The 24,186-nt window shown below is 60.4% G+C and carries 20 protein-coding genes and 1 tRNA gene; 11 read left to right on the plus strand and 10 right to left on the minus strand.

Annotated features, from left to right (window positions below):
* Positions 1 to 64: 64 nt before the first annotated feature.
* The 3 genes from rpoD (at position 65) to BM438_RS14930 (ending at position 4,813) form a co-directional block, all read left to right on the plus strand.
* Positions 65 to 2,455 (plus strand): RNA polymerase sigma factor RpoD, encoded by a 2,391-nt coding sequence (gene rpoD / locus BM438_RS14920; RefSeq protein WP_093635004.1) that lies wholly within the window; start codon positions 65 to 67, stop codon positions 2,453 to 2,455.
* A 152-nt stretch (positions 2,456 to 2,607) separates the two neighbouring features.
* Positions 2,608 to 2,695 (plus strand) — tRNA-Ile (locus BM438_RS14925).
* Positions 2,696 to 3,670: 975 nt separating this feature from the next.
* A complete protein-coding gene (locus BM438_RS14930; RefSeq protein WP_093635005.1) occupies positions 3,671 to 4,813 on the plus strand; it encodes a porin in 1,143 nt (380 codons plus the stop codon).
* A gap of 150 nt (positions 4,814 to 4,963) precedes the next feature.
* Here BM438_RS14930 and BM438_RS14935 read toward each other — a convergent pair whose 3' ends face one another.
* Positions 4,964 to 6,046 carry a porin gene (locus tag BM438_RS14935; protein ID WP_093635134.1) on the minus strand — a complete coding sequence of 361 codons (1,083 nt, stop codon included), beginning with the start codon at positions 6,044 to 6,046 and terminating at the stop codon, positions 4,964 to 4,966.
* A gap of 329 nt (positions 6,047 to 6,375) precedes the next feature.
* Between BM438_RS14935 and BM438_RS14940 the strand changes: the two genes are divergently transcribed.
* Positions 6,376 to 6,729, plus strand: coding sequence for a transposase (locus tag BM438_RS14940; protein ID WP_093635006.1), 354 nt, complete (start codon positions 6,376 to 6,378; stop codon positions 6,727 to 6,729).
* A gap of 123 nt (positions 6,730 to 6,852) precedes the next feature.
* Here BM438_RS14940 and BM438_RS14945 read toward each other — a convergent pair whose 3' ends face one another.
* The gene (locus tag BM438_RS14945) at positions 6,853 to 8,412 is read right to left on the minus strand and encodes a methyl-accepting chemotaxis protein (RefSeq protein WP_093635007.1); all 1,560 of its coding nucleotides are present in this window, start codon (positions 8,410 to 8,412) and stop codon (positions 6,853 to 6,855) included.
* Positions 8,413 to 8,659: 247 nt separating this feature from the next.
* Entirely contained in the window at positions 8,660 to 9,406 is a 747-nt protein-coding gene (locus tag BM438_RS14950) for a Crp/Fnr family transcriptional regulator (protein WP_093635008.1), read from the minus strand.
* Between the two features lie 158 nt (positions 9,407 to 9,564).
* On the opposite strand from BM438_RS14950, the gene BM438_RS14955 reads away from it, so the two are divergent.
* On the plus strand, positions 9,565 to 11,196 hold the full coding sequence (locus BM438_RS14955; protein ID WP_093635009.1) for an acyl-CoA synthetase: 1,632 nt from the start codon (positions 9,565 to 9,567) through the stop codon (positions 11,194 to 11,196).
* 93 nt (positions 11,197 to 11,289) lie between these two features.
* Here BM438_RS14955 and BM438_RS14960 read toward each other — a convergent pair whose 3' ends face one another.
* The 3 genes from BM438_RS14960 to BM438_RS14970 form a co-directional block, all read right to left on the minus strand.
* Positions 11,290 to 11,514: a hypothetical protein gene (locus BM438_RS14960; protein WP_093635010.1), complete on the minus strand. Its 225-nt coding sequence runs from the start codon at positions 11,512 to 11,514 to the stop codon at positions 11,290 to 11,292.
* Positions 11,515 to 11,799: 285 nt separating this feature from the next.
* Complete coding sequence (locus BM438_RS14965) at positions 11,800 to 12,003, minus strand: cold-shock protein (protein WP_007178877.1); 204 nt, start codon at positions 12,001 to 12,003, stop codon at positions 11,800 to 11,802.
* Between the two features lie 293 nt (positions 12,004 to 12,296).
* Entirely contained in the window at positions 12,297 to 12,932 is a 636-nt protein-coding gene (locus tag BM438_RS14970; RefSeq protein ID WP_093635011.1) for a LysE family translocator, read from the minus strand.
* 460 nt (positions 12,933 to 13,392) lie between these two features.
* Between BM438_RS14970 and BM438_RS14975 the strand changes: the two genes are divergently transcribed.
* A complete protein-coding gene (locus BM438_RS14975) occupies positions 13,393 to 13,656 on the plus strand; it encodes an H-NS family nucleoid-associated regulatory protein (RefSeq protein ID WP_093635012.1) in 264 nt (87 codons plus the stop codon).
* A gap of 192 nt (positions 13,657 to 13,848) precedes the next feature.
* Here BM438_RS14975 and pcaG read toward each other — a convergent pair whose 3' ends face one another.
* Together pcaG and pcaH are read right to left on the minus strand one after the other, a co-directional pair.
* Positions 13,849 to 14,436, minus strand: a complete 588-nt coding sequence (gene pcaG, locus BM438_RS14980) for a protocatechuate 3,4-dioxygenase subunit alpha (protein ID WP_093635013.1) — start codon at positions 14,434 to 14,436, stop codon at positions 13,849 to 13,851.
* A gap of 3 nt (positions 14,437 to 14,439) precedes the next feature.
* Positions 14,440 to 15,144 (minus strand): protocatechuate 3,4-dioxygenase subunit beta, encoded by a 705-nt coding sequence (gene pcaH / locus BM438_RS14985; protein ID WP_093635014.1) that lies wholly within the window; start codon positions 15,142 to 15,144, stop codon positions 14,440 to 14,442.
* A 107-nt stretch (positions 15,145 to 15,251) separates the two neighbouring features.
* On the opposite strand from pcaH, the gene pcaQ reads away from it, so the two are divergent.
* Together pcaQ and BM438_RS14995 are read left to right on the plus strand one after the other, a co-directional pair.
* Positions 15,252 to 16,250 (plus strand): pca operon transcription factor PcaQ, encoded by a 999-nt coding sequence (gene pcaQ / locus BM438_RS14990; protein ID WP_093635015.1) that lies wholly within the window; start codon positions 15,252 to 15,254, stop codon positions 16,248 to 16,250.
* 292 nt (positions 16,251 to 16,542) lie between these two features.
* Positions 16,543 to 17,676 carry a 4-hydroxyphenylpyruvate dioxygenase family protein gene (locus BM438_RS14995; RefSeq protein WP_093635016.1) on the plus strand — a complete coding sequence of 378 codons (1,134 nt, stop codon included), beginning with the start codon at positions 16,543 to 16,545 and terminating at the stop codon, positions 17,674 to 17,676.
* 29 nt (positions 17,677 to 17,705) lie between these two features.
* Here the strand turns inward: BM438_RS14995 and BM438_RS15000 are convergent, their stop codons facing one another.
* Positions 17,706 to 18,638 carry a LysR substrate-binding domain-containing protein gene (locus BM438_RS15000; RefSeq protein ID WP_208620659.1) on the minus strand — a complete coding sequence of 311 codons (933 nt, stop codon included), beginning with the start codon at positions 18,636 to 18,638 and terminating at the stop codon, positions 17,706 to 17,708.
* A gap of 168 nt (positions 18,639 to 18,806) precedes the next feature.
* Here BM438_RS15000 and BM438_RS15005 point away from each other — a divergent pair, with 168 nt between their 5' ends.
* Positions 18,807 to 19,844, plus strand: a complete 1,038-nt coding sequence (locus BM438_RS15005) for a DUF1338 domain-containing protein (RefSeq protein ID WP_093635018.1) — start codon at positions 18,807 to 18,809, stop codon at positions 19,842 to 19,844.
* Between the two features lie 54 nt (positions 19,845 to 19,898).
* Entirely contained in the window at positions 19,899 to 22,916 is a 3,018-nt protein-coding gene (locus tag BM438_RS15010) for an FAD-binding and (Fe-S)-binding domain-containing protein (protein ID WP_093635135.1), read from the plus strand.
* A gap of 18 nt (positions 22,917 to 22,934) precedes the next feature.
* Here the strand turns inward: BM438_RS15010 and BM438_RS15015 are convergent, their stop codons facing one another.
* A complete protein-coding gene (locus tag BM438_RS15015; RefSeq protein ID WP_093635019.1) occupies positions 22,935 to 23,567 on the minus strand; it encodes a helix-turn-helix domain-containing protein in 633 nt (210 codons plus the stop codon).
* 316 nt (positions 23,568 to 23,883) lie between these two features.
* Here BM438_RS15015 and BM438_RS15020 point away from each other — a divergent pair, with 316 nt between their 5' ends.
* Positions 23,884 to 24,177 carry a GYD domain-containing protein gene (locus BM438_RS15020; protein ID WP_093635020.1) on the plus strand — a complete coding sequence of 98 codons (294 nt, stop codon included), beginning with the start codon at positions 23,884 to 23,886 and terminating at the stop codon, positions 24,175 to 24,177.
* Positions 24,178 to 24,186 lie beyond the last annotated feature (9 nt).

The raw sequence follows: 24,186 nt of genomic DNA on the forward strand, positions 1-24,186 counted from the left end.
TAAAAGGTTTCTAGCGGTTTGTTTTTTCAATGGTTTTCCTAGCAAAGGCGAAAAGGCGATTGCGATGGCAAAGACACCAGGCGGAAAAAAAGCAACGGGCACAGGTTCGAATGAGCCGACCAGAAAGGTCACCGAGGCCAAGTTAGCTTCTTCCCCCAGAAAAACGTCTGCCGCAAGCGTCACACCTGCTGCCGGGAAGAAACCCTCGACCACTTCCGCTGCGCGAGCGGAGCCGGTCAGGGCGGCGAAAGCTGTACCACCACCGGCCGCAAAACGGCCGGGTGTCAGAAGCGCAAGGGAAGCGCCTGCCGCGCAGGACGATGCGGTAGAGCGTGAGACTCCAGTGTCCACGGTTCAACCGGCTGTTGTCCAACAGCCGCGAGTCGAGACTACAGCCGGTACGACGAACTCCATGACGAAAAAGCTTAACGAAACACCCGTCGACGACGACGCAACCCAAAGCGAAGAAACCCCTGCGGCCGTTCCCGGCAAGGTGGAAAAGGTCAAGGCTCGCGATCGTCGTGCAAAGGAAAAAGCGCTGCTGAAGGACGCGTTTGCGTCGTCGCAGCCGGGCACCGTCGAGGAACTCGAAGAGCGCCGCGCCAAACTGCGCGCGTTGATCAAGCTCGGCAAGGAGCGCGGCTTCCTCACGTACGCGGAAATCAACGACCACCTCCCGGACAACTTCACCGAGACCGAGGCGATCGAAGGCATCATCAGCACGTTCAACGACATGGGCGTGGCTGTGTACGAGCAGGCGCCGGATGCTGAAACGCTGCTGTTGAACGACAACGCACCCGCTGCTTCGTCAGACGACGAAGTGGAAGAGGAAGCGGAAGTCGCGCTCTCCACCGTCGACTCCGAATTCGGCCGCACCACCGACCCGGTCCGCATGTACATGCGTGAAATGGGTACGGTCGAACTGCTGACGCGCGAAGGCGAAATCGAAATCGCGAAGCGGATCGAAGACGGCCTCAAGCACATGGTGATGGCGATCTCCGCGTGCCCGACCACGATCGCCGACATTCTGGCAATGGCCGAGCGCGTCGCGAACGAGGAAATCCGTATCGACGAACTGGTCGACGGCCTGATCGACGCCAACGCGGAAGATGCAGACGGCTTCTCGGCGCAGGAAGCGGAAGCGATCGAAAGCGAAGACGAGGAAGTCGAGGAAGAGGAATCGGACGACGAGGAAGAAGACGACGGCGCGGCGCAAGCCACGGCCAACGCTGCGCAGATGGAAGCGCTCAAGCGTGCGTCCCTCGAGAAGTTCGCCATGATCAGCGAATGGTTCGACAAGATGCGTCGTGCGTTCGAGAAGGAAGGCTACAAGTCCAAGTCGTATCTGAAGGCGCAGGAAACGATCCAGAACGAGCTGATGACGATCCGCTTTACCGCGCGTACCGTCGAGCGTCTGTGCGACACGTTGCGTGCGCAAGTGGACGAAGTGCGTCAGGTTGAGCGTCAGATCCTGCATACGGTAGTCGACAAGTGCGGCATGCCGCGTGCGGAATTCATCGCGCGTTTCCCGGGCAGCGAAACGGATCTGGAATGGGCCGACAAGATCGTCGGCGAAGGTCACGCGTATAGCGCGATCCTCACGCGTAACATTCCGGCCATTCGCGAACAGCAGCAGCGTCTGCTGGACTTGCAGGCGCGCGTTGTGCTGCCGCTGAAGGACCTGAAGGAAACCAACCGCCAGATGGCGGCCGGCGAACTGAAAGCGCGTCAGGCAAAGCGCGAAATGACCGAGGCGAACTTGCGTCTCGTGATCTCGATCGCGAAGAAGTACACGAACCGTGGTCTGCAGTTCCTCGACCTGATTCAGGAAGGCAACATCGGCCTGATGAAGGCGGTGGACAAGTTCGAATATCGTCGCGGCTACAAGTTCTCCACGTATGCAACGTGGTGGATCCGTCAGGCCATTACGCGTTCGATCGCTGACCAGGCGCGTACGATCCGGATTCCGGTTCACATGATCGAAACGATCAACAAGATGAACCGCATCTCGCGTCAGATCTTGCAGGAAACCGGTCTCGAGCCGGATCCGGCAACGCTGGCCGAGAAGATGGAAATGCCGGAAGACAAGATCCGCAAGATCATGAAGATCGCGAAGGAGCCGATCTCGATGGAAACGCCGATCGGTGACGACGACGATTCGCATCTGGGCGACTTTATCGAAGATACGAACACGGTCGCGCCGGCCGACGCCGCACTGCATGCCAGCATGCGCGATGTCGTGAAGGACGTGCTCGACTCGCTGACGCCGCGTGAAGCGAAGGTGCTGCGCATGCGTTTCGGTATCGAGATGAGCACCGATCACACGCTCGAAGAAGTCGGCAAGCAGTTCGACGTGACGCGTGAACGGATCCGTCAGATCGAGGCAAAGGCGCTGCGCAAACTGCGTCACCCGAGTCGTTCGGACAAGCTGAAGTCGTTCCTCGAAGGGAATTGATCGAAGCAGGCGGTCGCGGGAAATGATGTAGCTGTTTGAAGGGGTCTTCGGGCTGTTTCGCTTAGGCGAAGCGGTTGCGAAGGCCCCTTTTTCGTGTAGTATGTCGGCCAATCAACGAATTGGCCCGGCCTTCATGACCGGGTCTTTTTCTTGGGCCGGACGCCGTGCTGGTTGCAGGCAGCGGACTCATAATCCGCCTCCGAAAGGACACCGTCGGTTCGACTCCGACCCGGCCCACCATAGATGTAAAGAAGGGTTCCGAGTTTTCGGAACCCTTTTTGTTTTGTGGTGAGAATCCAATATCAGATGCGGCAATATGCCGCTTATTAATCTCCGCATGTTCCCGCGCAATATCACGCTTCTCTTCGTCGAGATGAGATCGGCGAACCTGGCGCAAGCGTGCTCCGACTCTTAACGCCTAATGATCCACGGCAGACCATATGGAGGACCGGCAACCGGCGCCAAGGAAGTAAGGGAAACTCCGTGTAAAAAAAGTGCACGGCTGTGCCGTTAAGTGAATACGGAAGGCTGTTCGATGTATGCCGTCCGCTTTCAGCACGGGTTCTTGTCACGCGGCGGCCGGCGCCGCAGTTCACCTCCGGGCAACGCCCGTGCTGAAGGCTTCCACCTCGTCTGACTCCGCCTGACTTCACTTCACCAAGCCGTTCGGCAATTCACGGTCCGCGTTAATCACAGCTAATGCAGATATCCGTTTCTCGGAATATTCGACGCTTAAATCGACGACTGCATTAATTAAATTAAGTTCCCGCTTTTCCGAAATAAATTTACTTCGTGTCGAATTAGGCCTATCGCAATTGCCTGATTGTCGAGCAATCAGATGTCTCTCACTTTTCAAACGTTCCGACCCGATTACGTCACGCATATTAAATGCTGTTGCATTCACACAACTTTAATATTGAGATGTTGTGGATAACTTTTGTCCAGAGCAGGCATACATTCATCCACATTTTGCGATAAGCGTATGAAAGATAAAGACTTAATGCCTATCTTGATTTGATTGTTGCGGATTCTGAAAAATCCTGTTGCGTAAATTGCGGGCGTTGCTACTAGGGTCTCCACCTACACTCACGCTTCGTTTCAAGGGTGCCCAGCTGATCCGGAACGGTTCGGCGAACAGGGCGGCAGCGAATGATGCATGCGCTGCTGAGGCAGGTCCCGCTCCCCGCGTAAATTTATCGAACTGGAGTCCCACGCATGAAAAAGAGTCTCATCGTCGTTGCGGTTGCCGCATCGTTTGCTTCCGTCGCTCACGCACAAAGCAGCGTGACCCTGTATGGTCTGCTGGACGCAGGTCTGACGTACACCAGCAACGTCAACCACAACGCAAAGTGGGCAGCAGGTAGCGGCGGCATCAACCAAAGCATGTTCGGTCTGCGTGGTTCGGAAGATCTGGGCGGCGGTCTGAAGGCAATCTTCACGTTGGAAAGCGGCTTCAACATCAACAACGGCAAGTTCGCTAACAACAACGGCATGTTCAACCGTCAAGCGTTTGTCGGTCTGTCGAGCGCGCAATTCGGTACGGTCACGCTGGGTCGTCAATACGACGCAGCACAAGACTACCTGGCACCGCTGACCGCAACGGGTAGCTGGGGCGGTACGTACTTCGCTCACCCGTTCAACAACGACAACCTGAGCACGAACGGCGGCTACGCAGTCAACAACTCGATCAAGTACTCGAGCGCTAACTACGCAGGCTTCACGTTCGGCGGCACGTACGGCTTCTCGAACCAGGCTGGCGCATTCGCAAACAACCGCGAATACAGCGTGGGTGCTGCATACCAGTGGCAAGGCCTGCACCTCGGTGCTGCATACGCACAGCAGAACAACCCGGCTGCAAACGCAACCGGCGCTTCGGACGGCGTGCTGGCTAACACCGCAGGCACGATCACGGGCAACTTCCGTCAACGTGAGTTCGGCGCAGCTGCTTCGTACTCGTTCGGCCCGGCGACCGTCGGTGCTGCATTCACGCAGTCGCGTATCGACAACCTGGTTGGCGCAGCAGTTGGCCAACGTCAAGGTCGTTCGAACAACTACGAAGTCAACGGCAAGTACAACCTGACGCCGGCAATGGCTCTGGGCGTTGCTTACACGTTCACCGACGCACGTGGCTACGGCGCCAATGCTGACGGCAACGACATGAAGACCCGTTACCACCAGATCGGCCTGCAAGCTGACTACTCGCTGTCGCGTCGTACGGACGTCTACGCTCAAGCTGTGTACCAGCACGCAATGGGCGACGGCGGTGTAGCTTCGATCTACAGCGGCGACAACACGCAACTGCCGTCGTCGTCGAAGAACCAGACGGCTGCTACGGTCGGTCTGCGTCACCGCTTCTAAGCTTCAGCAGCAGAAGAAGCTTGTTGTTGCAGAAAAGGTGCCGTTCGCGGCACCTTTTTTTATGGGTGCGCCACTTTGGTGGTCGGCACCCGGCGTGAATGCCGGATGCCGTGGTGCGCTTGGTGGGATCTTGCAAGTACCGTACGTGACTTAGAAAATCGTACGCAGACCGAGTGCAACGCCGGTCTGATTGTTTTTGCCCGGCAATTCGACCGAGGCTGCTCCCGACACCTTGTCGAAATCGACCGTACCGTACACCTCGGTGCGCTTCGACAACGCATACTCGGCCAGCGCCACGAACGTATAGCGATTGCCGCTGCCCAGTTGACCGTTGCCGATCGCAGCATTGGACATGTGGTCGTAATACGCAGCGCCAGTCAGCATGAGAGTGCGTGTGGCCTGCCACGTCACGCCGGCAAATGGGCCGCTGTCGACGCGCCCCGAACCCTTCAGGATATCGACGCCCGGCACGAGCGTTTGCTGCGCCAGAGCGCTATCCACGAAGCCTGTGTCGTCCTTCGAATGCAGATAGCCCACGTACACCTTCGCCGAGTTGAATGCATAGACCGCGTTCGCGTTGAAGATGGTCTGCTTGTGATTGCTGTTGTCGCTGTTCTGTTGCACGCCCGCCGCGACGCTGAGCGGCCCAGCCACGTACGACAGCGTGAAACCGTACATATTGCCCGCGCCGAGATGACCCGGCACTTGTCCCGAGAACCCGCCGACGCCCGTCGATTCCGAGTTGGTGCCGAACGAGTACATCGCAGCCATGGTCAGGCCTTTATACGTGCCGGTGTATTTAACGGCGTTGTCCGCGTAAAGTCCGGCGCCGAGCGCGCCCGGCAGCCATGAATTCTCCGCGTAGTTGCCGACCGTGAGCGGATCGTAGGTGTCGCCCAGCAGATCGAACAACGGCGTCTTCTGACGGCCGAACGTTACCGTGCCGTACTGGCTGCTCAGGCCGACATAGGCGTTGCGATTGAAGAGCCGCTGGCTGTCCGAGGCCGAGCCGTCCTGCAGGTTGATACCGCTTTCCAGATCGAAGATCGCCTTCAGACCGCCGCCCAGATCCTCCGAACCACGCAGGCCCCAGCGGCTGTTGGTGATCGCGCCGTTGGTCATATAAAGGCGCCCGTCGTTCTTCGCATTCGAGTTCGTCAGATAGCGCACGCTCACGTCGGCGACGCCATACAGCGTGATCGAACTCTGCGCGGAGGCCTGCTCGGCCGTCATGACGAGGGCTGCACCGCTCACGAGTGCGGCGGTCTTGAGGAGTCTTACTTGTCTCACTGGAATTCCTGTGTGTGGTTATGGATTTTTCATTCGCGGTCGCGACGCGCAGGCTCGCTACGCGCCGGGCGCGCCGATGATAGACCACCACCTCCACTGCGCCATTAATCCATTGGCGCAATAACGTATTGCGATTTCTAACAATTATGCACAGGACTCTGACAATAGTTGACTTTCGCGACAGCGCGCTTGCGGTAGTCTGAAACGATTGAGTTATAGACATTTTTCGCGGCGACGCTAGCACGTGTGCTGCAGGTGCGCGTTCTTACTGCATGGATACTCCCGCTTCAAACCCGCTGGCTCGTTCGCCGGCCATTCAGGATCTCACCGACGAGCAATGGCATCTCATCGTGCCGCTCCTGCCTGAAATGAAGGACCACGGCCCTCGGCGTGGCCGTCCCAGCATCGACATCCGTTGTGTGGTGAACAGCGTGCTGTGGGTGCTGCACACGGGCAAGCCGTGGCACGCCATGCCCGACCGCTATGCGCCTTATCAGACCGCGCATCGTTATTATTTGCGCTGGAAGAATTCAGGGGTGCTGGCCAATATCGCCTTTGCGTTGTTCGATACCGATGCCATGCTGACACGGCCTGTCACTCGCAAGGGCTACCCGCGCACTGCGTAGCAGGATCAGGACCGTTTCGGCATAACAAGCAGAAAGGCCGTCATCCGGTTACCGGATGACGGCCTTTTCAATCGCATGCTTTGGTCATGCTGCATGAAAGTGCTGATCGAAGGCGCCGCTCAATCACGCATGCTCTTCGACCTTGAACACTGCAACCGCATTTCGCAGACGTTCGGTCTGCTCATCGAGTGAACCGGCCGCAGCCGCTGCCTGTTCGACCAGCGCGGCATTGCGTTGCGTCACATCGTCCATCTGACGGATCGCGAGATTGACTTCGCCGATGCCCGAGCTCTGTTCTTTCGAGGCTGCCGAGATCTCGTTCATGATCGCCGTCACGCGACGCACGGCGTCGACCACCTCGCTGATCGTGCTGCCGGCTTTGCCTGCCAGCGTCGAGCCTTCGCCGACCTGCGCGACGGACTGATGGATCAGCACCTTGATCTCTTTGGCCGCCGTCGCACTGCGCTGCGCGAGATTGCGCACTTCGCCCGCGACGACCGCGAAGCCGCGGCCTTCCTCGCCGGCGCGCGCCGCTTCTACTGCGGCGTTCAGCGCGAGGATATTGGTCTGGAAGGCGATGCCTTCGATCACGCTGATGATCTCGCCGATCTTGCGCGAGCTATCGGTGATGCCGGCCATTTTTTCGACCACGTCGTTGACGACATCGCCGCCACGCGCGGCAATGTTCGACGCATCCGCTGCGAGTTCTGACGCGGTCGCGGCATTGTCGGCGTTCTGGGTGACGGTCTTGGTGAGCTCGTCCATGCTGGCGGCGGTCTGCTGCAACGATGCGGCTTGTTCTTCGGTACGGCTCGACAGATCCAGGTTGCCCGCGGCAATCTCTTTCGAGGCGATCGTGATCGTTTCGGCGGACGTCTTGATCCGCGCGACGGTCGCAGCCAGTTGATTGCGCATCTCGCGCAGGGAGAACAACAGGCTCGACGTGTCGTCGCGACGCAGGTCGATGTGAGTGGCGAGATCGCCGCGCGCGATCTGCATGGCAATCGCCGCTGCCGCGGAAGGCTCTCCGCCGATCGACCGCGATACGTTGCGCACGACCCGCGAAGCCACGAACGACACCACCACACCCAGCAGCACCAGCATGCCGGCCGAGCGCGCGAGGGTCGCGTAGAGCTGCGCCTGGATGTCATCCATATAGGCGCCGGCGATAAAGTCCCAGTTCCATGGGCCGAAGCGCTTCACATAGCCGATCTTTTCGCTCGGTACCGTCTCGCCGGGTTTCGGCCACCAGTAGCGCAGATAGCCTGCGCCGCTCGCCGAGCCGCCTGCCTGCGCGATGTCGTGATACAGCGCATTGCCTTTGGCGTCGCGGAAGCTGCTCATGTCCTTGCCGTTCAGCTTCGGACTCATCGGATGAGCGACCATCACCGAATCGCTGCGCACGATCGTCACGTAGCCCGATGCGCCGTAACGCTGCGCGGTGATGCGGGCGATGGCCTGCTGTTTGGCCTCATCGACCGGGAGCTTGCCCGCGTCGGCCTGCTTCGCGTAGTCCGCGACGATCGACACCGCCATGTCGGTGACGTCGGCCAGGTCCGCGCGCCGTGCGTCCATTTGAGCGTTTCGTGCATCGAACGCATTCACAACGGTCACGATCAGGAGGGCTGCCCAGCACAGCAGTATCGGCACCCACAATTTCTGTTTTAGTGTCAGACGGTTCATTATCGGTTTCGACAATACGTTGAACTCGGAATAGGGACGGGCTGCAATCTGCGTTGCATAGCCGGCATAACGGCTGTTGCTGTGGATTCTTTATTCCGGCGTCCGAAATTGCTGGCTGAAACGTGTGCGTCCGGCCTGATGCGGCCGATGAAATACAGGGAACGTTGAGGAAAATCGGGGAAAGTGGCGTCAAGCCCGTAGAAAACCGCGGGAAACTGCAGCGGGTAACTGGGCGCCCGTACTAACCCTAGATCTGCTCCTGACCAAACGCCGACAGGCGTTCGAGGTCTAGCACGTCGATCTGGTTGTACGAGAGGCGCAAAATCTGCAGCCTTTCGAGGTTTTGCAGTGCCTGGTTGATCCGTTGCCGCGACACGCCTGCCAGCAGGCCGACTTCTTCCTGCGAAATGGCCAGCGTGCGCCCGGTGTCGGGGTATAGGTCGGGATTGAACAGTTGCGCGAGCGACTGGGCGACGCGCGCGTCGACATCCAGCAGACGGCTGTTCTGGATCGACGCAATGAATTCGCCCATGCGGTTGTTCAACTGCCGGATCACGAAGCCGGTGAACGGCAAGCTCGATTCGAGCAGCGCATGGAACGTCTCTGATGGCACGAACATTACGAGCGAAGGCTGAATGGCGGCCACGTCGTATTTGCGCAATTCGCGCTTGATCACGCTGCCTTCGCCGAACCAGCCGCCGGGCGGCACGCCGGAGAGCGTGCAACTGCGTCCCGAGGCGTTGTAGATGGCGAGTTTGATGAGGCCGGAATGGACGCCGATCCAGTAGTCCGACGGTTCCTGGCGGCGCGCGATCCATGCGCCCCCTTCCAGCCGCTCCGCGTGCGCGCTGGCAAGGACCATGGCCTGGTGCTCGGCGGCGAGCGCCCTGAACCACGCGCAGGTGCCGAATAGCCGCGGCAGATCGGCGCGCGGGACCCGTTCAGGCCGGTGCGGGCGGGAGTCTGCGACGGCGGTAAACGGTGCGTCATCCATAAGCAGCAAGCGGTGCGTAGGCGGGTGAAGTTGGTTGAATGGAGCCAGGGCGCGCCACTCTGTCATTTGAATGACAGACAGTTCACCATGACAATTGCTAGGCTAGCTCATCAATCAGAAAAATCGACGGCGCGGCCAGCGCCTCAGGAGACAAAGCGATGATGCACATGTTCGAAGAAGGCCTCCAGCGGCGCGAGGCCAATTATGTCCCACTGACGCCCATCGATTTCATCGTACGCGCAGCGGAAGTCTACGGTGAGCGGCTGGCGGTCGTTCATGGGGAGATTCGCCGCAACTGGCGCGAAACCTACGAGCGCGCGCGGCGTCTGGCCAGCGCGTTGCGGCAGGCCGGCATCGAGCGCGGCGACACGGTTGCCGCTTTGCTGCCGAATATTCCTCCGATGATAGAAGCGCATTTCGGCGTACCGATGGCCGGCGCCGTGCTCAATACATTGAACACTCGGCTCGACGTGTCGTCGCTGCTGTTCATGTTGCGTCATGGCGAGGCGAAGGCGTTGATCGTCGATACGGAGTACAGCGAATTGGCGCACCGCGCCGCGCTGGAATTCCCCGAGTTGCGCGTGATCAGCGTGGCCGACGCGATGCCCGCCGACGCTAGCAAGTTCATCCGCGCAACCGACTACGAAGCATTCCTGCAAACCGGCGACCCCGAGTTCGCCTGGACCCTGCCCGCCGACGAGTGGGACGCCATCGCGTTGAACTACACCTCGGGCACGACCGGTGATCCTAAAGGCGTGGTCTACCACCATCGCGGCGCGTATCTGAATGCGCTCAGCAATATCCTCGAATGGGATATGCCCAAGCATGCGGTTTACCTGTGGACCTTGCCGCTCTTTCACTGCAACGGCTGGTGTTTCCCATGGACCGTTGCCGCGCGTGCCGGCGTCAATGTCTGTCTACGCAAATTCGACGCGAAGACGGTATTCGAACTGATTCGGCGCGAAGGCATCACGCACTATTGCGGCGCACCGATCGTGCAAAGCGCGCTTGCGAATGCGCCCGTCGAATGGCGTGAGGGCATCACGCATCGCGTGTCGACGATGGTGGCGGGCGCGGCGCCCGCGCCGGCGGTGATCGCGAAGATGAAGGAGATCGGCTTCGATCTGACGCACGTGTACGGACTCACTGAGACCTACGGTCCGGCGGCGGTCTGCGCAAAACAGGAAGAATGGGACTCGCTCGACGACAACGCGCGCGCCGAAATGAACGCGCGGCAAGGCGTGCGTTATCACTTGCAGGCAGCCGTAACGGTAGTCGATCCGGACACGCTCGAGCCCGTGCCTGACGACGGCGAAACGCTCGGCGAGATCATGTTCCGCGGCAATATCTGCATGAAGGGGTATCTGAAGAACGAGCGCGCCACGGAAGCGACCTTCCGCGGCGGCTGGTTCCACACCGGGGACCTCGGCGTGCGGATGCCTGACGGCTACATCCGTATCCGCGATCGCAGCAAGGACATCATCATTTCGGGCGGCGAGAACATCTCGAGCATCGAGGTCGAAGACACGCTGTACCGTCACCCTGCGGTTTCGGTTGCCGCCGTGGTGGCGATGGCCGATCCGAAGTGGGGCGAGGTACCCTGCGCCTTCGTCGAGCTCAAGGAGGGCGCTCAGGTGAGCGCAGAAGAGATCATCGCGCACTGCCGGCTGTTTCTTGCGGGATACAAGTTGCCAAAGGCGGTGCGCTTCGGCGAATTGCCGAAGACGTCGACGGGAAAAATTCAGAAGTTCGAACTGCGCGCGCGGATCAAGGCGGAACAAACCGAATAGACCGCGCGCGATGGTCTGGCGCACCTAATGGCGCGCTATGGGCGCTGAGCGATGCAAGCGCGGGGTTCCGCGCGCATCAGTTTCGACAAGCGCTTAGCCGCGCGTGTCGACCCAACGTCGTGCCCAGCGTGCCGAGTGCTGCAGTGCCTGTTCTTCGTTCGGGAAGTAGTCGAGCGAGTAGAACTGGTAGCGCCCTTCGGTACGCGCGCTGTTAGCGCGTTCGAGCAACAGGTTGGATGAGAAGCTACCGTCGGGCAAACGATGTGCCGAGGGTTTGACGGCATAGCCGTTGTAATGATGAATATGTTTGTTTTGCATTTTATATTTTAATAATGTTCGAGTGCGCGCCTGCCGTGCGAGCCGTTATACGGGTCACGCGGACGAGCCGATTCAAGCCATTGCGAGCCGAATCCAAACGCAGTCGGAAAGCTAAAAAGGGCGTTAAAGCCAGAGGGGAGAATGAGGTGCAACGAGGCGTTTGGCGCTTAGGCTAGCTGAACAATATATGCAGCTAAAAGCGATCGCGCCAACTGTGGGAGACAAAGCTCCGCGAGGATGTCGCTGCAGCCCGATGTCCGTCGCCGGACACCGAGCCCTTCAAACTTACATCGGCTTGATGTTAGCCGCTTGCAGACCCTTCGGGCCTTGCTTCGTTTCGAAGCTCACCTTCTGATTTTCAGCCAGCGTCTTGAAGCCGTCGCCGCTGATTTCGGAGAAGTGCGCGAACAGGTCGTCGCCGCCCTTGTCCGGGGTGATGAAGCCAAAGCCTTTGCTGTCGTTGAACCACTTAACGGTACCGGTATCCATGAAGAATCCTTGAGTAAAAAATAGAAAAATTTGCTCGGTTGAGGAGCGCTTGAAGGGTCAAGGAGGGAGAGGACAACGAATACCGCTGAGGAGCGAGACATTGATGAACAGCAATCGAACTTCTTGAACTTCGGGTGCCACAGTAACCGCCGGCCATGCCAGCGTCAACACTTATCTTGTAACTGTTTTGTTATGGGCCGTGCTCGCATACGCTCGACAGGCGCCGATGCGGCCCTCGTTACGGGCCTGCCGCGTTGCGCGACACGACAAGCCAGTCGAGCGGAATTTCTGTTTCAGATGCCCACTTTATGCGCCGTTAGGATCAGGCGTAATCCAAGCGCGGCAACTGCGCTAGCAGCGACGCGATCGATCCAGGCCTTCCACTGCAGATAGATTTCACGCGGACGTTTGCTCGAAAAGCACAACGCGACCACGGTGTACCAGCCGGCTTCAATGGCGAAGATCGCAGGGGGCAATGCAAAGTAGCACCACAGCGGCGGATGTTGCGGAAGCAAGGCCGCGAAGATACTGCCGTAGTAGACCGCTGTTTTCGGATTGCTGAGTTGTGTACTCAAACCGATCCAGAAGGATTTGCGCACGTTGGTAGCGGCGGCTTGCGCAGCATCGAACGCGAGCGGTTTGGCCGCACCGCGCCAGATCTTCGACGCGAGGTAGATCAGATAAAGACCGCCGGCCACTTTCAAGCCGACGTACAGCCATTCCACTGTCGCCAGCAAGGTGTACAGGCCGAGCAAGGCGATACCGCTAAAGAACACGCCGCCGATGCCCATGCCGGCCGCTGTCGCGAGGCCGTCGCCGCGCGAGAGTCCGATTGCATTGCGTGCAACGATAACGAAGCTCGGTCCTGGACTCATGGCGCCGAGCAGCAGTGCGGCCAGGATCGTGACGATGGCGGTCGAAGCGGGCATTTTTGCGTGTCTCCTACAGGCGCTGATGCGGTCAGTGAAACATAGCATGGGAAGGCGCGGTTTTGTTTTTGGCCAGAGCCAACAGACCCATTAAAGCACCAATAAGAATCGAAAAAGCCGCTAAAGAATGCCAACCGAATGACCAAGTAAGCTCGCCATCGAATGCCGGCAATCAGTTGCTGCAAGCAGCGGAAATTGGATGCTAGAATGCCCTCCCATACGCTAAAGCAGCCTTGGAACACCAAGGCCGATCGGGCGCGATTCGAGCCGTTTGCCGACGAATTCCCCTAAATCCAGGATTTATTGGGCATGACCCTGATGCGAGTTCCCACGCATCGGGAGAGGCATCGCAAGTTCGATTTGCACTCAACCCATCTGATTTACGCATAGGCTTCGCGTTTTTTTGCGAAGCTTTTTGTTTTTCAAACGCGCGCACTATCAGCCGCGAAACCGGTACGTTATGAAAGAGCGAGAGGAACAACGGCTGTTCGACCTCGACGGGAATGCGCGTGAGCGCCTGATCGTGTGGATCCGCCGACGTATGGACGAATACGGCATTACGATTGAAGCGCTTGCTGAAGCAATCGAAGCCGACAAAGCCGCAGTCCGCGCTGTGATGTATCGCGATGCCTACGGAAATACGTGGGACGGTCATGGCGAAAAGCCGGATTGGCTGGCGCGCGCAATCTACGCTGGGCAGAACATCGACCATTTCCGCTGTTGAGCGGAGCCGCGGTTTTTTCTGCCAGTCGTTTTCCTGCGTGGCTGCGCGATATTGCGTTCGGCCAATTGATTCGGCATCCAAAAAAAAGCCCGCGCGGGGCGGGCTTAACCTACTCGGAGTTTCGCGATCCAGTCGCTAGACGGATCATCTCCAGTGTATGTGAAAGCTTTATGAAAGTATAGAAAATCCGCGTCACAGGTCGAAAAACACGGTTTCCTTGTCGCCCTGCATATAGATGTCGAACCGGTACACATTGGCCGTGTTCGGCTCGCGGCGCGCGATCAGCGTGCCACGCCGGTCCGCTGGAACCGCTGCCAGCACGGCATCCCGTTCGTTAGCCTCGGCTTCGTCCTCGAAATAGATGCGCGTGAAGGTGTGCAGCAGCATGCCGCGCATCGTCACAATCACATTCAGATGCGGCGCTTCGTCCGGGTTTGCGCGGCCGGGTTTCACCGTTTCAACGACAAAGCGTTGGAGCGGATCGGTGCCCGTACCGACGCGGGCGAAGCCGCGAAAACCGGTCTTCAGGGTTTCCTCGCGTGATTCCGGGTAGTGGCCGTGCGCGTCTACCTGCGACACTTCCAACATCGCATCGCCGATCACCTTGCCGTCGCCGTCGAACACCTGCCCGACGATCGTGATGTGCTCGCCGGCCGCTTCGCGGTCGGCCAGAACTGGCGTAAACAGGCTCTTGAAGGCGAAGTCGTATTGCTGCGGGCACAGACCGTAGGCGAAGTACGGTCCAACCGTTTGCGAAGGCGTTTGCTTGAGGGTCGTCATGGCTTAGCGCTCCATCGGGGTTTCGTTGCGGCCGCGCAGCACGATGTCGAAGTCGTAGCCGAGCGCATAGGCCTCCTGCGTCGTATCGAGCGAGAAGCCTGCAATCATGCGGTCGCGTGCGTGCTCGGGCGTGCCCTGAAAAATCGGGTCGAAGGCCAGCAGCGGGTCGCCCGGGAAATACATCTGCGTGACGAGGCGCGAGCCGAAATGGTCGCCGAACAGCGAGAAGTGAATATGATTCGGACGCCACGCGTTCGGATGATTGCCCCAAGGGTAAGCGCCCGGTTTGATCGTCAGAAAGCGATAGCGGCCTTCGTTGTCGGTGATGCAGCGGCCTGCGCCGAGGAAGTTCGGGTCGAGCGGCGCGTCGTGCTGATCGTTCTTGTGCACATAGCGGCCGGCAGCATTGGCTTGCCAGATTTCAACCAGCGTATTGCGCACCGGGCGGCCGCCCTCGTCGAGCACACGGCCGGTCACGATGATCCGCTCGCCGAGCGGCTCGCCGTTGCGCATCGCATTGCGCGTCAGATCGTGATCGAGCGCGCCGAGGTCTTCGGTGCCGTAAACCGGTACACGTTGGTCGCGCAGTTTTTCCTTCAGAGGAATCAGCGGACGCGTCGGGCCGCGTTTGACCGAAGAACCGTAGCCGGGATAGACGTAGGCGGGGTGGGACGCGAAGTCGCGCGCGGTGAGAAAGGAATCGTCCATCAGTGTCTCCTTCGAGAATTGTGGGATACGGCTTTATGGAGCGACTTTATCTAACCTGAGAGGTTATGCAAAATGACGTTTTCGCCCATTTCGTATAACCTGCCGTTATGCAACGCAGCCTCGCGGACAGCCGCGTCAAATTCCGTCATCTCCAGTGCTTTCTGGCCGTCGCCCAGTTCGGCGGCGTGCAGCGGGCCGCCGAAAGCTTGTCCATTACGCAGCCCGCAGTCTCCAAGACGGTTGCCGAACTGGAGGCGATTCTCGGCGTGAAGCTCTTCGAGCGCGGCCGCCACGGCGCCGTGCCGACCCGCGAGGGGCAGCTCTTCATGCCGCATGCGAGCGCCTGCGTCAGTGCGTTGCGACAGGGTGTGGACCTGCTGGCGCGCGCGGAAGGCGCGGCGGCCGCCACGCTCGAAATCGGCATTCTGCCGACCGTCGCGGCTGCGCTGGTGCCGCCGGTGCTGAAGCGCTTCGCCGCGCTTTGGCCGCGCGTGATCGTGCGCCTTGCCACGGGCGCCAACCCCGAATTGCTCGAGCGTTTGAAGGCCGGCGCGATCGAATTCGCGATCGGGCGTCTGGCGGACCCGGAACGGATGGTCGGGCTCAGTTTCGAGCAGCTTTTCAGCGAACCGTTGATTGCCGTAGTCCGCGCCGGGCATCCGTTGGCGCTGGGGGCCGGCTTGCCGGCCACGTCGCTGGAGGAATTTCCGGTGGTGCTGCCGCCGTTCGGCACGCTGATCCGGCAATCGGCTGAGAGCCTGTTGAGCGCGTGGGGCGTGCCGCCGTTGTCGGGGTTTGTCGAAGTGCTGTCGGTATCGACGGGGCGTGCGTTGACGCTGGAGAATGACGCGGTGTGGTTCGTGCCGCTGAGCGCCGTCGAATATGAACTGGGGCACGGCATGTTGGTGCGTTTGCCCTTGCAGTTCGCGGGCACCGGCGAACCTGTGGGGCTGATCCGGCGTTCGGACACGCAGCCGTCACCGGTGGGACGGGCGTTTATCGATGCCGTGCGCGAGGTTGCCCAGCTGCGCATGACGGCCGCCGCCGGCAAGCCTGCGGTCAAACGTGCGTCCAGGCGCAGCCGCGGCGGCATGTCCAGGACCTAAGGCACGCCGCCAGGCGGCACGGGAGATGCGGGAGGCGCAGTAGACGCAATAGACGCAATAGACGCCCGCCGCGGCCCGATTCTCCCCGCGTGAACCATCCAGTACAAAATAAAGTTTGCGAACGCCCCGTCACCCGGTGTACAAACACGATGCAAAAGCCGTCTCGGGCCGCATTGCCGCGGCACACCACGCATGCGGTGTCACACTGCAGGTGAAAGACGGCGCGCACCGAACAGCAGAAACATCACGAACACGCGCAACAGCGTACGAAAGACTGCACAAGGAGATTGCCATGCCCAGCGACTTGCCCACTCCAGACGCCGCGCTGCGCGCCGTGTCGGCGCCTGAGCACAATCCGCTCGGCACCGCCGGCCTCGAATTCGTGGAGTTCGCCTCGCGCGAGCCGAAGGCGCTCGGCGAGACCTTCACGAAACTCGGCTTCAAGGCAATTGCGCGCCATATCAGCAAGGACGTCACGCTGTATCGCCAGGGCGAGATGCATTTCCTGATCAACGCCGAGCCGGATTCGTTTGCCGAGCGCTACGCCGAGGAATACGGCGCTGGCATCTGCGCGATCGGCATTCGCGTGGCCAATGCGCAGCGCGCCTTCGACCGCGCGATCGAACTCGGTGCATGGGCGTTCGAAGGCGAACGCCTCGGTGCGGGCGAGTTGCTGATTCCGGCGATCCAGGGCATTGGCGATTCGCACATCTATTTCGTCGACCGGTGGCGCGGCCGTGGCGGCCAGCGCGGCGGCCTCGGTGACATCTCGATCTTTGACATCGACTTCCGTCCGATCGAGATCGATACCGCGCACGCCGATCTGAGTCACGCGGGCACCGGTCTCGTCGCGGTCGATCATCTGACGCAAACAGTCGGTGAGGGCCGGATGCAGGAGTGGCTCGACTTCTATCGCGACCTGCTCAACTTCCGCGAGATTCACGAGTTGCACGCGAACTGGCATGTGTCGGCGGAGTCGCGCGTGATGGTGTCGCCATGCGGCGCGATCCGCGTGCCTTTGTATGAAGAAGGCACGCGCCGCACGAATCTGATGCACGACTATCTGCCGGATCATCCGGGCGAAGGCGTGCAGCACATCGCGCTCGCCACCGACGATATCTTTGCGTGCGTCGAGCAACTCCTCGCGAACGGTGTCGAGTTCGTCGAGCCCCCGCCGCGCTATTACGAACAACTCGATGCCCGTTTGCCGGGTCATGGGCTCGATGTCGAGCGGCTCAAGCGCACGCACGTTCTGGTGGACGGCGAGATTGGGGCCGACGGCGTGCCGTTGCTGTTCTTTCAGACCTTTGTGCGGCGCGGTGCCGGAGAGATCTTCTTTGAGATCGTGCAACGGCAAGGTCACCACGGTTTCGGCGAAGGCAATCTGAGCGCGTTGGCGCAGGCACGCGAGCAAGCCGGCGCTTAACGCTTTGCCGTTTGCCGCTTACCGTTGAATCAATCAGTCTCGGGATTGCCCGCCAGCCCAGGATTCACCGCGCTGTACGCCGCCGCTTCCCGCAACAGCCACTCGCGAAAGCTCGTGAGCGGCTTGCCGTGACTCAACTCCGTCGGATAGACGAGGTAATACGCCGAGTCCGCGACGGCGGGTGCGTCAAGCGGAATCACAAGTCCGAGTTGTTCGAGCTGAGCGTCGACGAAAAAGCGCGGCACCAGCGCGATGCCGAGACCGGCCGCTGCAGCGCTGATCAGCATCGTGTGGAGTTCGTAGCGGACCCCTTGCATCGTCCGGTTATCGTCGACACCGAGGTTGGCGAACCACGACGCCCAGCCGTCAGGCCGGGTGGTGGAATGCAGTAGCGGGTAGTCCAGCAGATCCGCCGCAGTTTCCACGGGCCGGGCCAGCAGACTTGCCGCACACACCGGCACGACTTCCTCGCTAAACAGAAAATCGGCCGATGTGCCCGGCCATGTCGGCTTGCCGTAGTGAATCGCGGCTTCGAAATGCGTCTCGGCGAACGGGAATGTGCCGGTGCGCACACCCATATTGACCCGCACGTCCGGATACTGCGCATTGAATGCCGCCAGCCGCGGAATCAGCCATTGCGATGCGAAAGTCGGCAGCACCGCCAGTTCCAGATACCCACCGCCGCTGCCATGCGCAATGATCGACAGCGTGTCGCGGTCCAGTTGTTCGAGCGAGCGCCGCACCTGCGCGCTATAGACCTTGCCCGCCTTGGTCAGCACCACCCGCTGTTTGACGCGCACGAACAGCCGCACGCCGAGATTGCTCTCCAGCGTATTGATCTGCCGGGACACCGCGCTTTCGGTGAGGAACAGCTCGCGCGCCGCATGCGTGAAGCTCTCGTGCCGCGCGGCGGCTTCGAAAGCGAGCAGCGCGCCCATGTTGGGGATCTTGAACTTTCGCACGTTGATTCCAAAAACGCATCAAGTGGCGATTTTATCTCGCTTTACGGCGCCGCTGCGAATTTGAATAATCTCGCATCCAACGATGCCGTGCTTGCGCCTTGAAGCCATGCCGGCAAGCCATCTTCATACACACGAACGCGTGCTCACCGCACTCCGCCCGGAACCGATATGCGAAACATCAAGAATGCGAATGTCGAACAACTGCTGCTGAAATTGCTCGGCGCAGAGAAAACCGCGAGGCTGTTCGCCACTCTGAACCATCCGCAGATCCTCAATGAATGGGAGGACGGCACCGTCACCCGCGCCGAACTGGCGCAGGCGATGAACATGGCGCTGTTCGAAGACCTGCTGGCGCGCTCGGCGAATGGCCGTCGGTACACCGAGGAGGCGATCGCCGCTGGTGGCAGCGTCTACTTCGATCATGGCGCATTGCGCACGGTGCGCTGGGCGGAGAGCGGCGCGTTGCCGCCGGGTGAGGCTGCCTTCGCGCGCATCCTGCGGCCGCTCGGCTTCAGCATCAACGGCCGTTATCCGCTCGACCGTTTGGGCATGACCGGCCGCGCCTGGGCGCACGATGACGCCCCCGATGAGATCGCGCAGTTCTTCGTCAGCGAATTGCACCCCGAGCGTTTCTCGGCGGAGTTTCAGCAGGCGGTGACGAAAGTGATCGGCGCCTCTCGCGATCCGTTGACGCCGCAAGCCGCCGGCCAGTTGTGGGAGCTCGAACGCGAAGGCGTGTTGTCGCTCGAGGCGGCTCACGCATTGCTGCCGGTGATCGTCGGCGCCTTCGCGCGTCAGCATGAGACGCCACGCGAAGCCGATTACGAAGTATTGTTGAAGGAGTCGGCCGAAATGGCGTGGATCGCGACCGAAGGCAACGCCTTCAATCACGCTACCGATCGCGTCGCGGACGTGTTCAAGCTCTCCGACGACGAAAAGGCAAAGGGTCGTCCGATGAAGCCGGAAGTGGAGCGTTCGCGTTCGGGCCGCGTGTTTCAGACCGCGTACCGTGCGGACATCGTGCGGCGCGAATTTCGCGCGGCCGATGGCAGCATCGTCACGCGCGACGTGCCGGGCTCGTTCTACGAGTTCATCACGCGCAAGCGGACCTTCGATCAGGACGCGCGCCGCTGGGAAACGGACCTGCGTTTCGACGCCGGCAACGCACAGGGCATCTTCAAGATGACCGCGAGCCAGGCGGCTTAATTCGTAAGTGCAGGGCGATAGCGTGGGCGTTGAACACGAGACATGAGGGGCAAGGTGGGAACGTCATTGGATGAAGAGCAGGGCGCAGGCGTGAAGGCTTCGTTGAGCGACGCGGCTCATGGCTCGTCGAAAGCGCCGCGCGTTGCCAGGCCCTTTCAAGGGACTGCTGCTGTTATGCAGGCGCTCGAAGCTGACCTGCGCCGCAACGTACGCGGCGAAGTACGCTTCGATCAGGGCTCGAAAGCGTTGTATGCGGCGGATGCATCGAACTATCGGCAAGTCCCACTCGCCGTGGTCGTGCCATCGGACGTCGACGATCTGCTCGAAACGCTCGCCGCTTGCCGCCGCAATGACGTGCCCTTTCTCCCGCGCGGCGGCGGCACCTCGCAGAACGGTCAATGCGTGAACGTCGCGGTGGTGGCCGACGCGAGCAAGTATGTGAACCGTGTCGTGTCGGTCGACCCTGTCGCGGGCGTAGCGATCGTCGAACCAGGCGTAATCTGCGACACCTTGCGCGACGCTGCCGAAGCGCACGGCCTCACATTCGCACCCGATCCCGCGACGCACAGTCGCTGCACGCTCGGCGGCATGATCGCCAACAACTCGTGCGGCGCGCATTCGGTAATGGCCGGCAAAACGGTGGAGAACGTCGAGGCGCTGGAAATCGCGACCTTCGACGGCGCGCGTTTCTGGGTCGGGCCTACTTCGGACGACGAACTCGAACGCATCATCGCAGCAGGCGGCCGCCAGGGTGAAATCTACGCCGCGCTCAAGCAACTGCGCGACACCTACGCCGGTCAGATTCGCGCGAAATTCCCGCAGATCAAGCGGCGCGTGTCGGGCTTCAATCTCGATCAACTGCTGCCGGAAAACGGCTTCAACGTCGCGCGGGCGTTGGTCGGCACCGAGGGCACCTGTGCGGTGACCTTGCAGGCGAAAGTGCGGCTCGTAAAGAGTCCGGCGAAACGCGTGATCGTCGTGGTCGGCTTTACCGATATCTACACCGCCGCGGACGCCGTGCCGCATTTCATGCGCTGCGGGCCGATCGCGATCGAAGGACTCGACCGTGCGATCATCCGCGGCTTGCAGGCGCGCGGGTTGAAGAAGGATGAGATCGCCTTGCTGCCGGCAGGCGATGCCTGGGTCGTGCTCGAATTCGGCGCGGATACGCAAGACGATGCCGTGCATCAGGCGCACACCGCCGCGGCGTATTTTTCGTCGGGCGCAGCAGGACCGAACGTGTCGGCGATGCTTGTCGAAGATCGTGCACTTCAGGCCAAGGTGTGGTCGATCCGCGAGACGGGGGCGTCGGCGGTGGCCTTGTCGGTGGATGCGGGCACGCCCGATCCAGTGGTCGGCTGGGAAGATGCGGCAGTCGATCCCATGCGTCTCGGCGATTATCTGCGTGCGTTTCAGGCGCTGGTGGATCGATATGGCTACGAGACGAGCCTATACGGCCATTTCGGCGACGGTTGCGTCCACGCGCGCATTACCTTCGATCTACGCAGCGTGGAAGGTGTCGCGACGTGGCGTAAGTTTCTACGCGAAGCGGCGGAACTGGTGGTCGAATTCGGCGGCTCGCTCTCGGGCGAACACGGCGACGGTCAGGCCAAGGCCGAGTTCCTGCCGATCATGTACGGCCCCGATCTGATGCAGGCGATGGAGCAGTTCAAGGCGATCTGGGACCCGGCCAATCGATTGAATCCCGGCAAGGTCGTGCATGCGTATCGCGCCGACGAAAACCTGCGTATGGGGCCGGCCTACAAGCCCGTGACACTGCAAACGAAGCTCACCTTCGCGAGTCAGGAAGGTGAGGGTTTTCAGCGTGAGATCGAACGATGCATCGGCATGGGCAAATGCCGCTCGCTCGAAGGCGGCACGATGTGCCCGAGCTTTCGCGCAACACGTGAAGAGAAATACTCGACACGTGGCCGCGCGCATCTGTTCTGGGAAATGCTGCAAGGCGACGTGATCGCCGATGGCTGGCAAAGCCGCGAAGTGAAAGATGCACTCGATACGTGCCTCGCGTGCAAGGGCTGCAAATCCGATTGCCCGACGCATACGGATATGGCGTCGTACAAAGCGGAGTTTCTTTCGCATTACTACGAGACGAATCGCAGGCCGCGCCAGGCATTGTTTATGGGGCGGATTGGCGAATGGGCGCCGTGGGCGGCGCGCTTTCCGCGTTTCACGAATTTTATGACGTCGACATCGGGGTTGGCTGCAGTTGGGAAATGGGTCGCCGGTGTCGCGCAAGCACGTGAGTTGCCGAAGTTTGCTACGCAGACGTACCGGCAGATTGCTCGGCGTTCGCCTCAGACGGAGCTCGATGCTCGCTCTTCTGGCGACGTGAAGAAAGTCATCCTGTGGGTCGATACGTTCAATGATCACTTCACGCCCGAGATCGCGCAGGCCGCGGCCGATGTGCTGACGCAAATGGGGTGGCACGTCGTGCTGCCGAAGAACCGTTTGTGCTGCGGGCGTCCGCTGTATGACTTTGGCTTACTCGACCGTGCGCGCGAGTTGCTGACCACCATTCTCAATGACCTCGGAGAGGACATCGCCGCCGGCGTGCCGTTGGTCGGTCTTGAACCCGGCTGCTTATCGGTGTTCAAGGACGAACTGCTGAAGCAATTCCCCGATCACGCTTTAGCGACGCAACTGTCTGCGCAGACGTTTCTATTTTCCGATTTCGTCGCGCGTCAGCCGTTCGATTGGCCGACGCTTCCCGCGGACGTGATCGTGCACGGCCATTGTCATCAGAAGGCGCTATTCGGTATGCAAGGCGATACCGCGCTGCTGAACAAGCTTGGCGTGAAGTGGAAATTGCTCGATACGGGATGCTGCGGCATGGCGGGATCGTTCGGCTTCAACGACGAGCATCACGCGCTGTCTGAGAAGATCGGCGAAGACACGCTGTTTCCAGCGGTGCGTGCTGCGGCGGCGGCAAACGCGGAAACGATCGTACTGACCAACGGCTTCAGTTGCCGGGAGCAGATCGAACAGGGGACCGGGCAACACGCGATGCATATCGCGCAACTAGCGCAGCGGGCGTTGGCGGCGCGCCGTTAAGGGGCCGTAGCGCCGTCGCTATTTTTTCGCCGGCTCTGAGGTAGCCGACGTCTGCGGAATGTCGGCGCTGGTTGCCATCCACAACACCTCGGCGTCTTCGTCGCTGGTGGACACTGCTGCGTGGCCGGTGCGGCTGTCGAAGTAAAGGCTGTCACCTGCGTTGAGATGCGTCGGCGCGTACAACTCGGAATAGAGGCACACGCTGCCGCTGATCACGTACAGGAATTCTTCACCCTCGTGACGGCCCCAGTCATCGAAGGCATCCAATGTGTGCGCCGAAATGCGGATGCGAAACGGCAACATCGCTTTGTGCGCCAGATCCGTGGCGAGCAACTCCATCTGATAGCCGCGGTAGGCGTGACGCTGGCCTTCGTTTTTGCGGGTCAACGCGCGGCGGCCGCTCGCGCTGACTTTGGGCGTCGAACCGAACAGCTCACCGATTTCAATCTTCAGACCGAGTACGATTTTCTGCAGGACGTCGAACGTCGGGGACATCAGACCGTTTTCGACTTTGGAGAGGGTCGAGCGTGAAACGCCGCAGAGGCGGCTCGCGGTTTCGAGCGTCAAATCCTGCGCCTGGCGGGCCGCACGGACGCGGCGGCCGAGGTCGGTTGTCGATGGATCGGCGGGTTTGGTGAGGTGGGTGTCCATGGGGCTGGCTTAAATGCTCGCCTTGCGCGGCGTTCGATGTTTCCGATAATAACATTTGGGAGGGGCGGGGCTCGGTAGTGTCCGGCTCATGCGACCACCTAGCAACTTTTCCCATCGGAAACGCTGCGACGTCGGAATTCACTAGACCCTCACGCCTCCTTACCTGCCCAGACCGCCAAACAGCCGGCGACGGCGATTCCATTGCCTACAATCAGGTTACGTGCAGGACGCTTTCGAGCAACTCGATTGCAGTAGCGTTCGCAGTCGAGCCTGTGCGCCCGAATCCCGACTTGTAGTAATCGTAAGGGGAATCGTCATGGCAACTTATGTGGTTCTTGCGCAATTTACTGATCAAGGTATCCGCAACGTCAAAAACAGCGCACAACGGGCTGGTCAAGCGGCAGAGATGGGCAGGAGTTTTGGCTGTGAAATGAAAGAGATCTACTGGACGATGGGCCAATACGACATTGTCACGATCGTGGAAGCGCCGGATGAACAAAGCTTCATGTCGTTCGGCCTGGCGCTCGGCTCCGCAGGCAATGTCCGCACGCAAACGCTCCGTGCATTGAAGAAAGACGAATTCAGCGCTCTTCTCGGCAAACTCCCATAAAACAGCCCG

Origin of the sequence: Paraburkholderia aspalathi, assembly GCF_900116445.1 — a bacterium.
Taxonomy (GTDB): Bacteria; Pseudomonadota; Gammaproteobacteria; order Burkholderiales; family Burkholderiaceae; genus Paraburkholderia; species Paraburkholderia aspalathi.

Bases quoted from the DNA above. Each gene is read 5' to 3' on its own strand.
- BM438_RS14950 (WP_093635008.1), bottom strand. From the start codon at position 9,406: ATGGATGACGCACCGTTTACCGCCGTCGCAGACTCCCGCCCGCACCGG.
- BM438_RS14935 (WP_093635134.1), bottom strand. From the start codon at position 6,046: ATGACGGCCGAGCAGGCCTCCGCGCAGAGTTCGATCACGCTGTATGGC.
- BM438_RS14960 (WP_093635010.1), bottom strand. From the start codon at position 11,514: ATGCAAAACAAACATATTCATCATTACAACGGCTATGCCGTCAAACCC.
- BM438_RS14940 (WP_093635006.1), top strand. From the start codon at position 6,376: ATGGATACTCCCGCTTCAAACCCGCTGGCTCGTTCGCCGGCCATTCAG.
- pcaQ (WP_093635015.1), top strand. From the start codon at position 15,252: ATGCAACGCAGCCTCGCGGACAGCCGCGTCAAATTCCGTCATCTCCAG.
- pcaG (WP_093635013.1), bottom strand. From the start codon at position 14,436: ATGACGACCCTCAAGCAAACGCCTTCGCAAACGGTTGGACCGTACTTC.
- BM438_RS15020 (WP_093635020.1), top strand. From the start codon at position 23,884: ATGGCAACTTATGTGGTTCTTGCGCAATTTACTGATCAAGGTATCCGC.
- BM438_RS14955 (WP_093635009.1), top strand. From the start codon at position 9,565: ATGATGCACATGTTCGAAGAAGGCCTCCAGCGGCGCGAGGCCAATTAT.
- BM438_RS15005 (WP_093635018.1), top strand. From the start codon at position 18,807: ATGCGAAACATCAAGAATGCGAATGTCGAACAACTGCTGCTGAAATTG.
- BM438_RS14930 (WP_093635005.1), top strand. From the start codon at position 3,671: ATGAAAAAGAGTCTCATCGTCGTTGCGGTTGCCGCATCGTTTGCTTCC.
- BM438_RS14975 (WP_093635012.1), top strand. From the start codon at position 13,393: ATGAAAGAGCGAGAGGAACAACGGCTGTTCGACCTCGACGGGAATGCG.
- BM438_RS14970 (WP_093635011.1), bottom strand. From the start codon at position 12,932: ATGCCCGCTTCGACCGCCATCGTCACGATCCTGGCCGCACTGCTGCTC.
- BM438_RS14945 (WP_093635007.1), bottom strand. From the start codon at position 8,412: ATGAACCGTCTGACACTAAAACAGAAATTGTGGGTGCCGATACTGCTG.
- pcaH (WP_093635014.1), bottom strand. From the start codon at position 15,144: ATGGACGATTCCTTTCTCACCGCGCGCGACTTCGCGTCCCACCCCGCC.
- BM438_RS14995 (WP_093635016.1), top strand. From the start codon at position 16,543: ATGCCCAGCGACTTGCCCACTCCAGACGCCGCGCTGCGCGCCGTGTCG.
- BM438_RS15015 (WP_093635019.1), bottom strand. From the start codon at position 23,567: ATGGACACCCACCTCACCAAACCCGCCGATCCATCGACAACCGACCTC.
- BM438_RS14965 (WP_007178877.1), bottom strand. From the start codon at position 12,003: ATGGATACCGGTACCGTTAAGTGGTTCAACGACAGCAAAGGCTTTGGC.
- rpoD (WP_093635004.1), top strand. From the start codon at position 65: ATGGCAAAGACACCAGGCGGAAAAAAAGCAACGGGCACAGGTTCGAAT.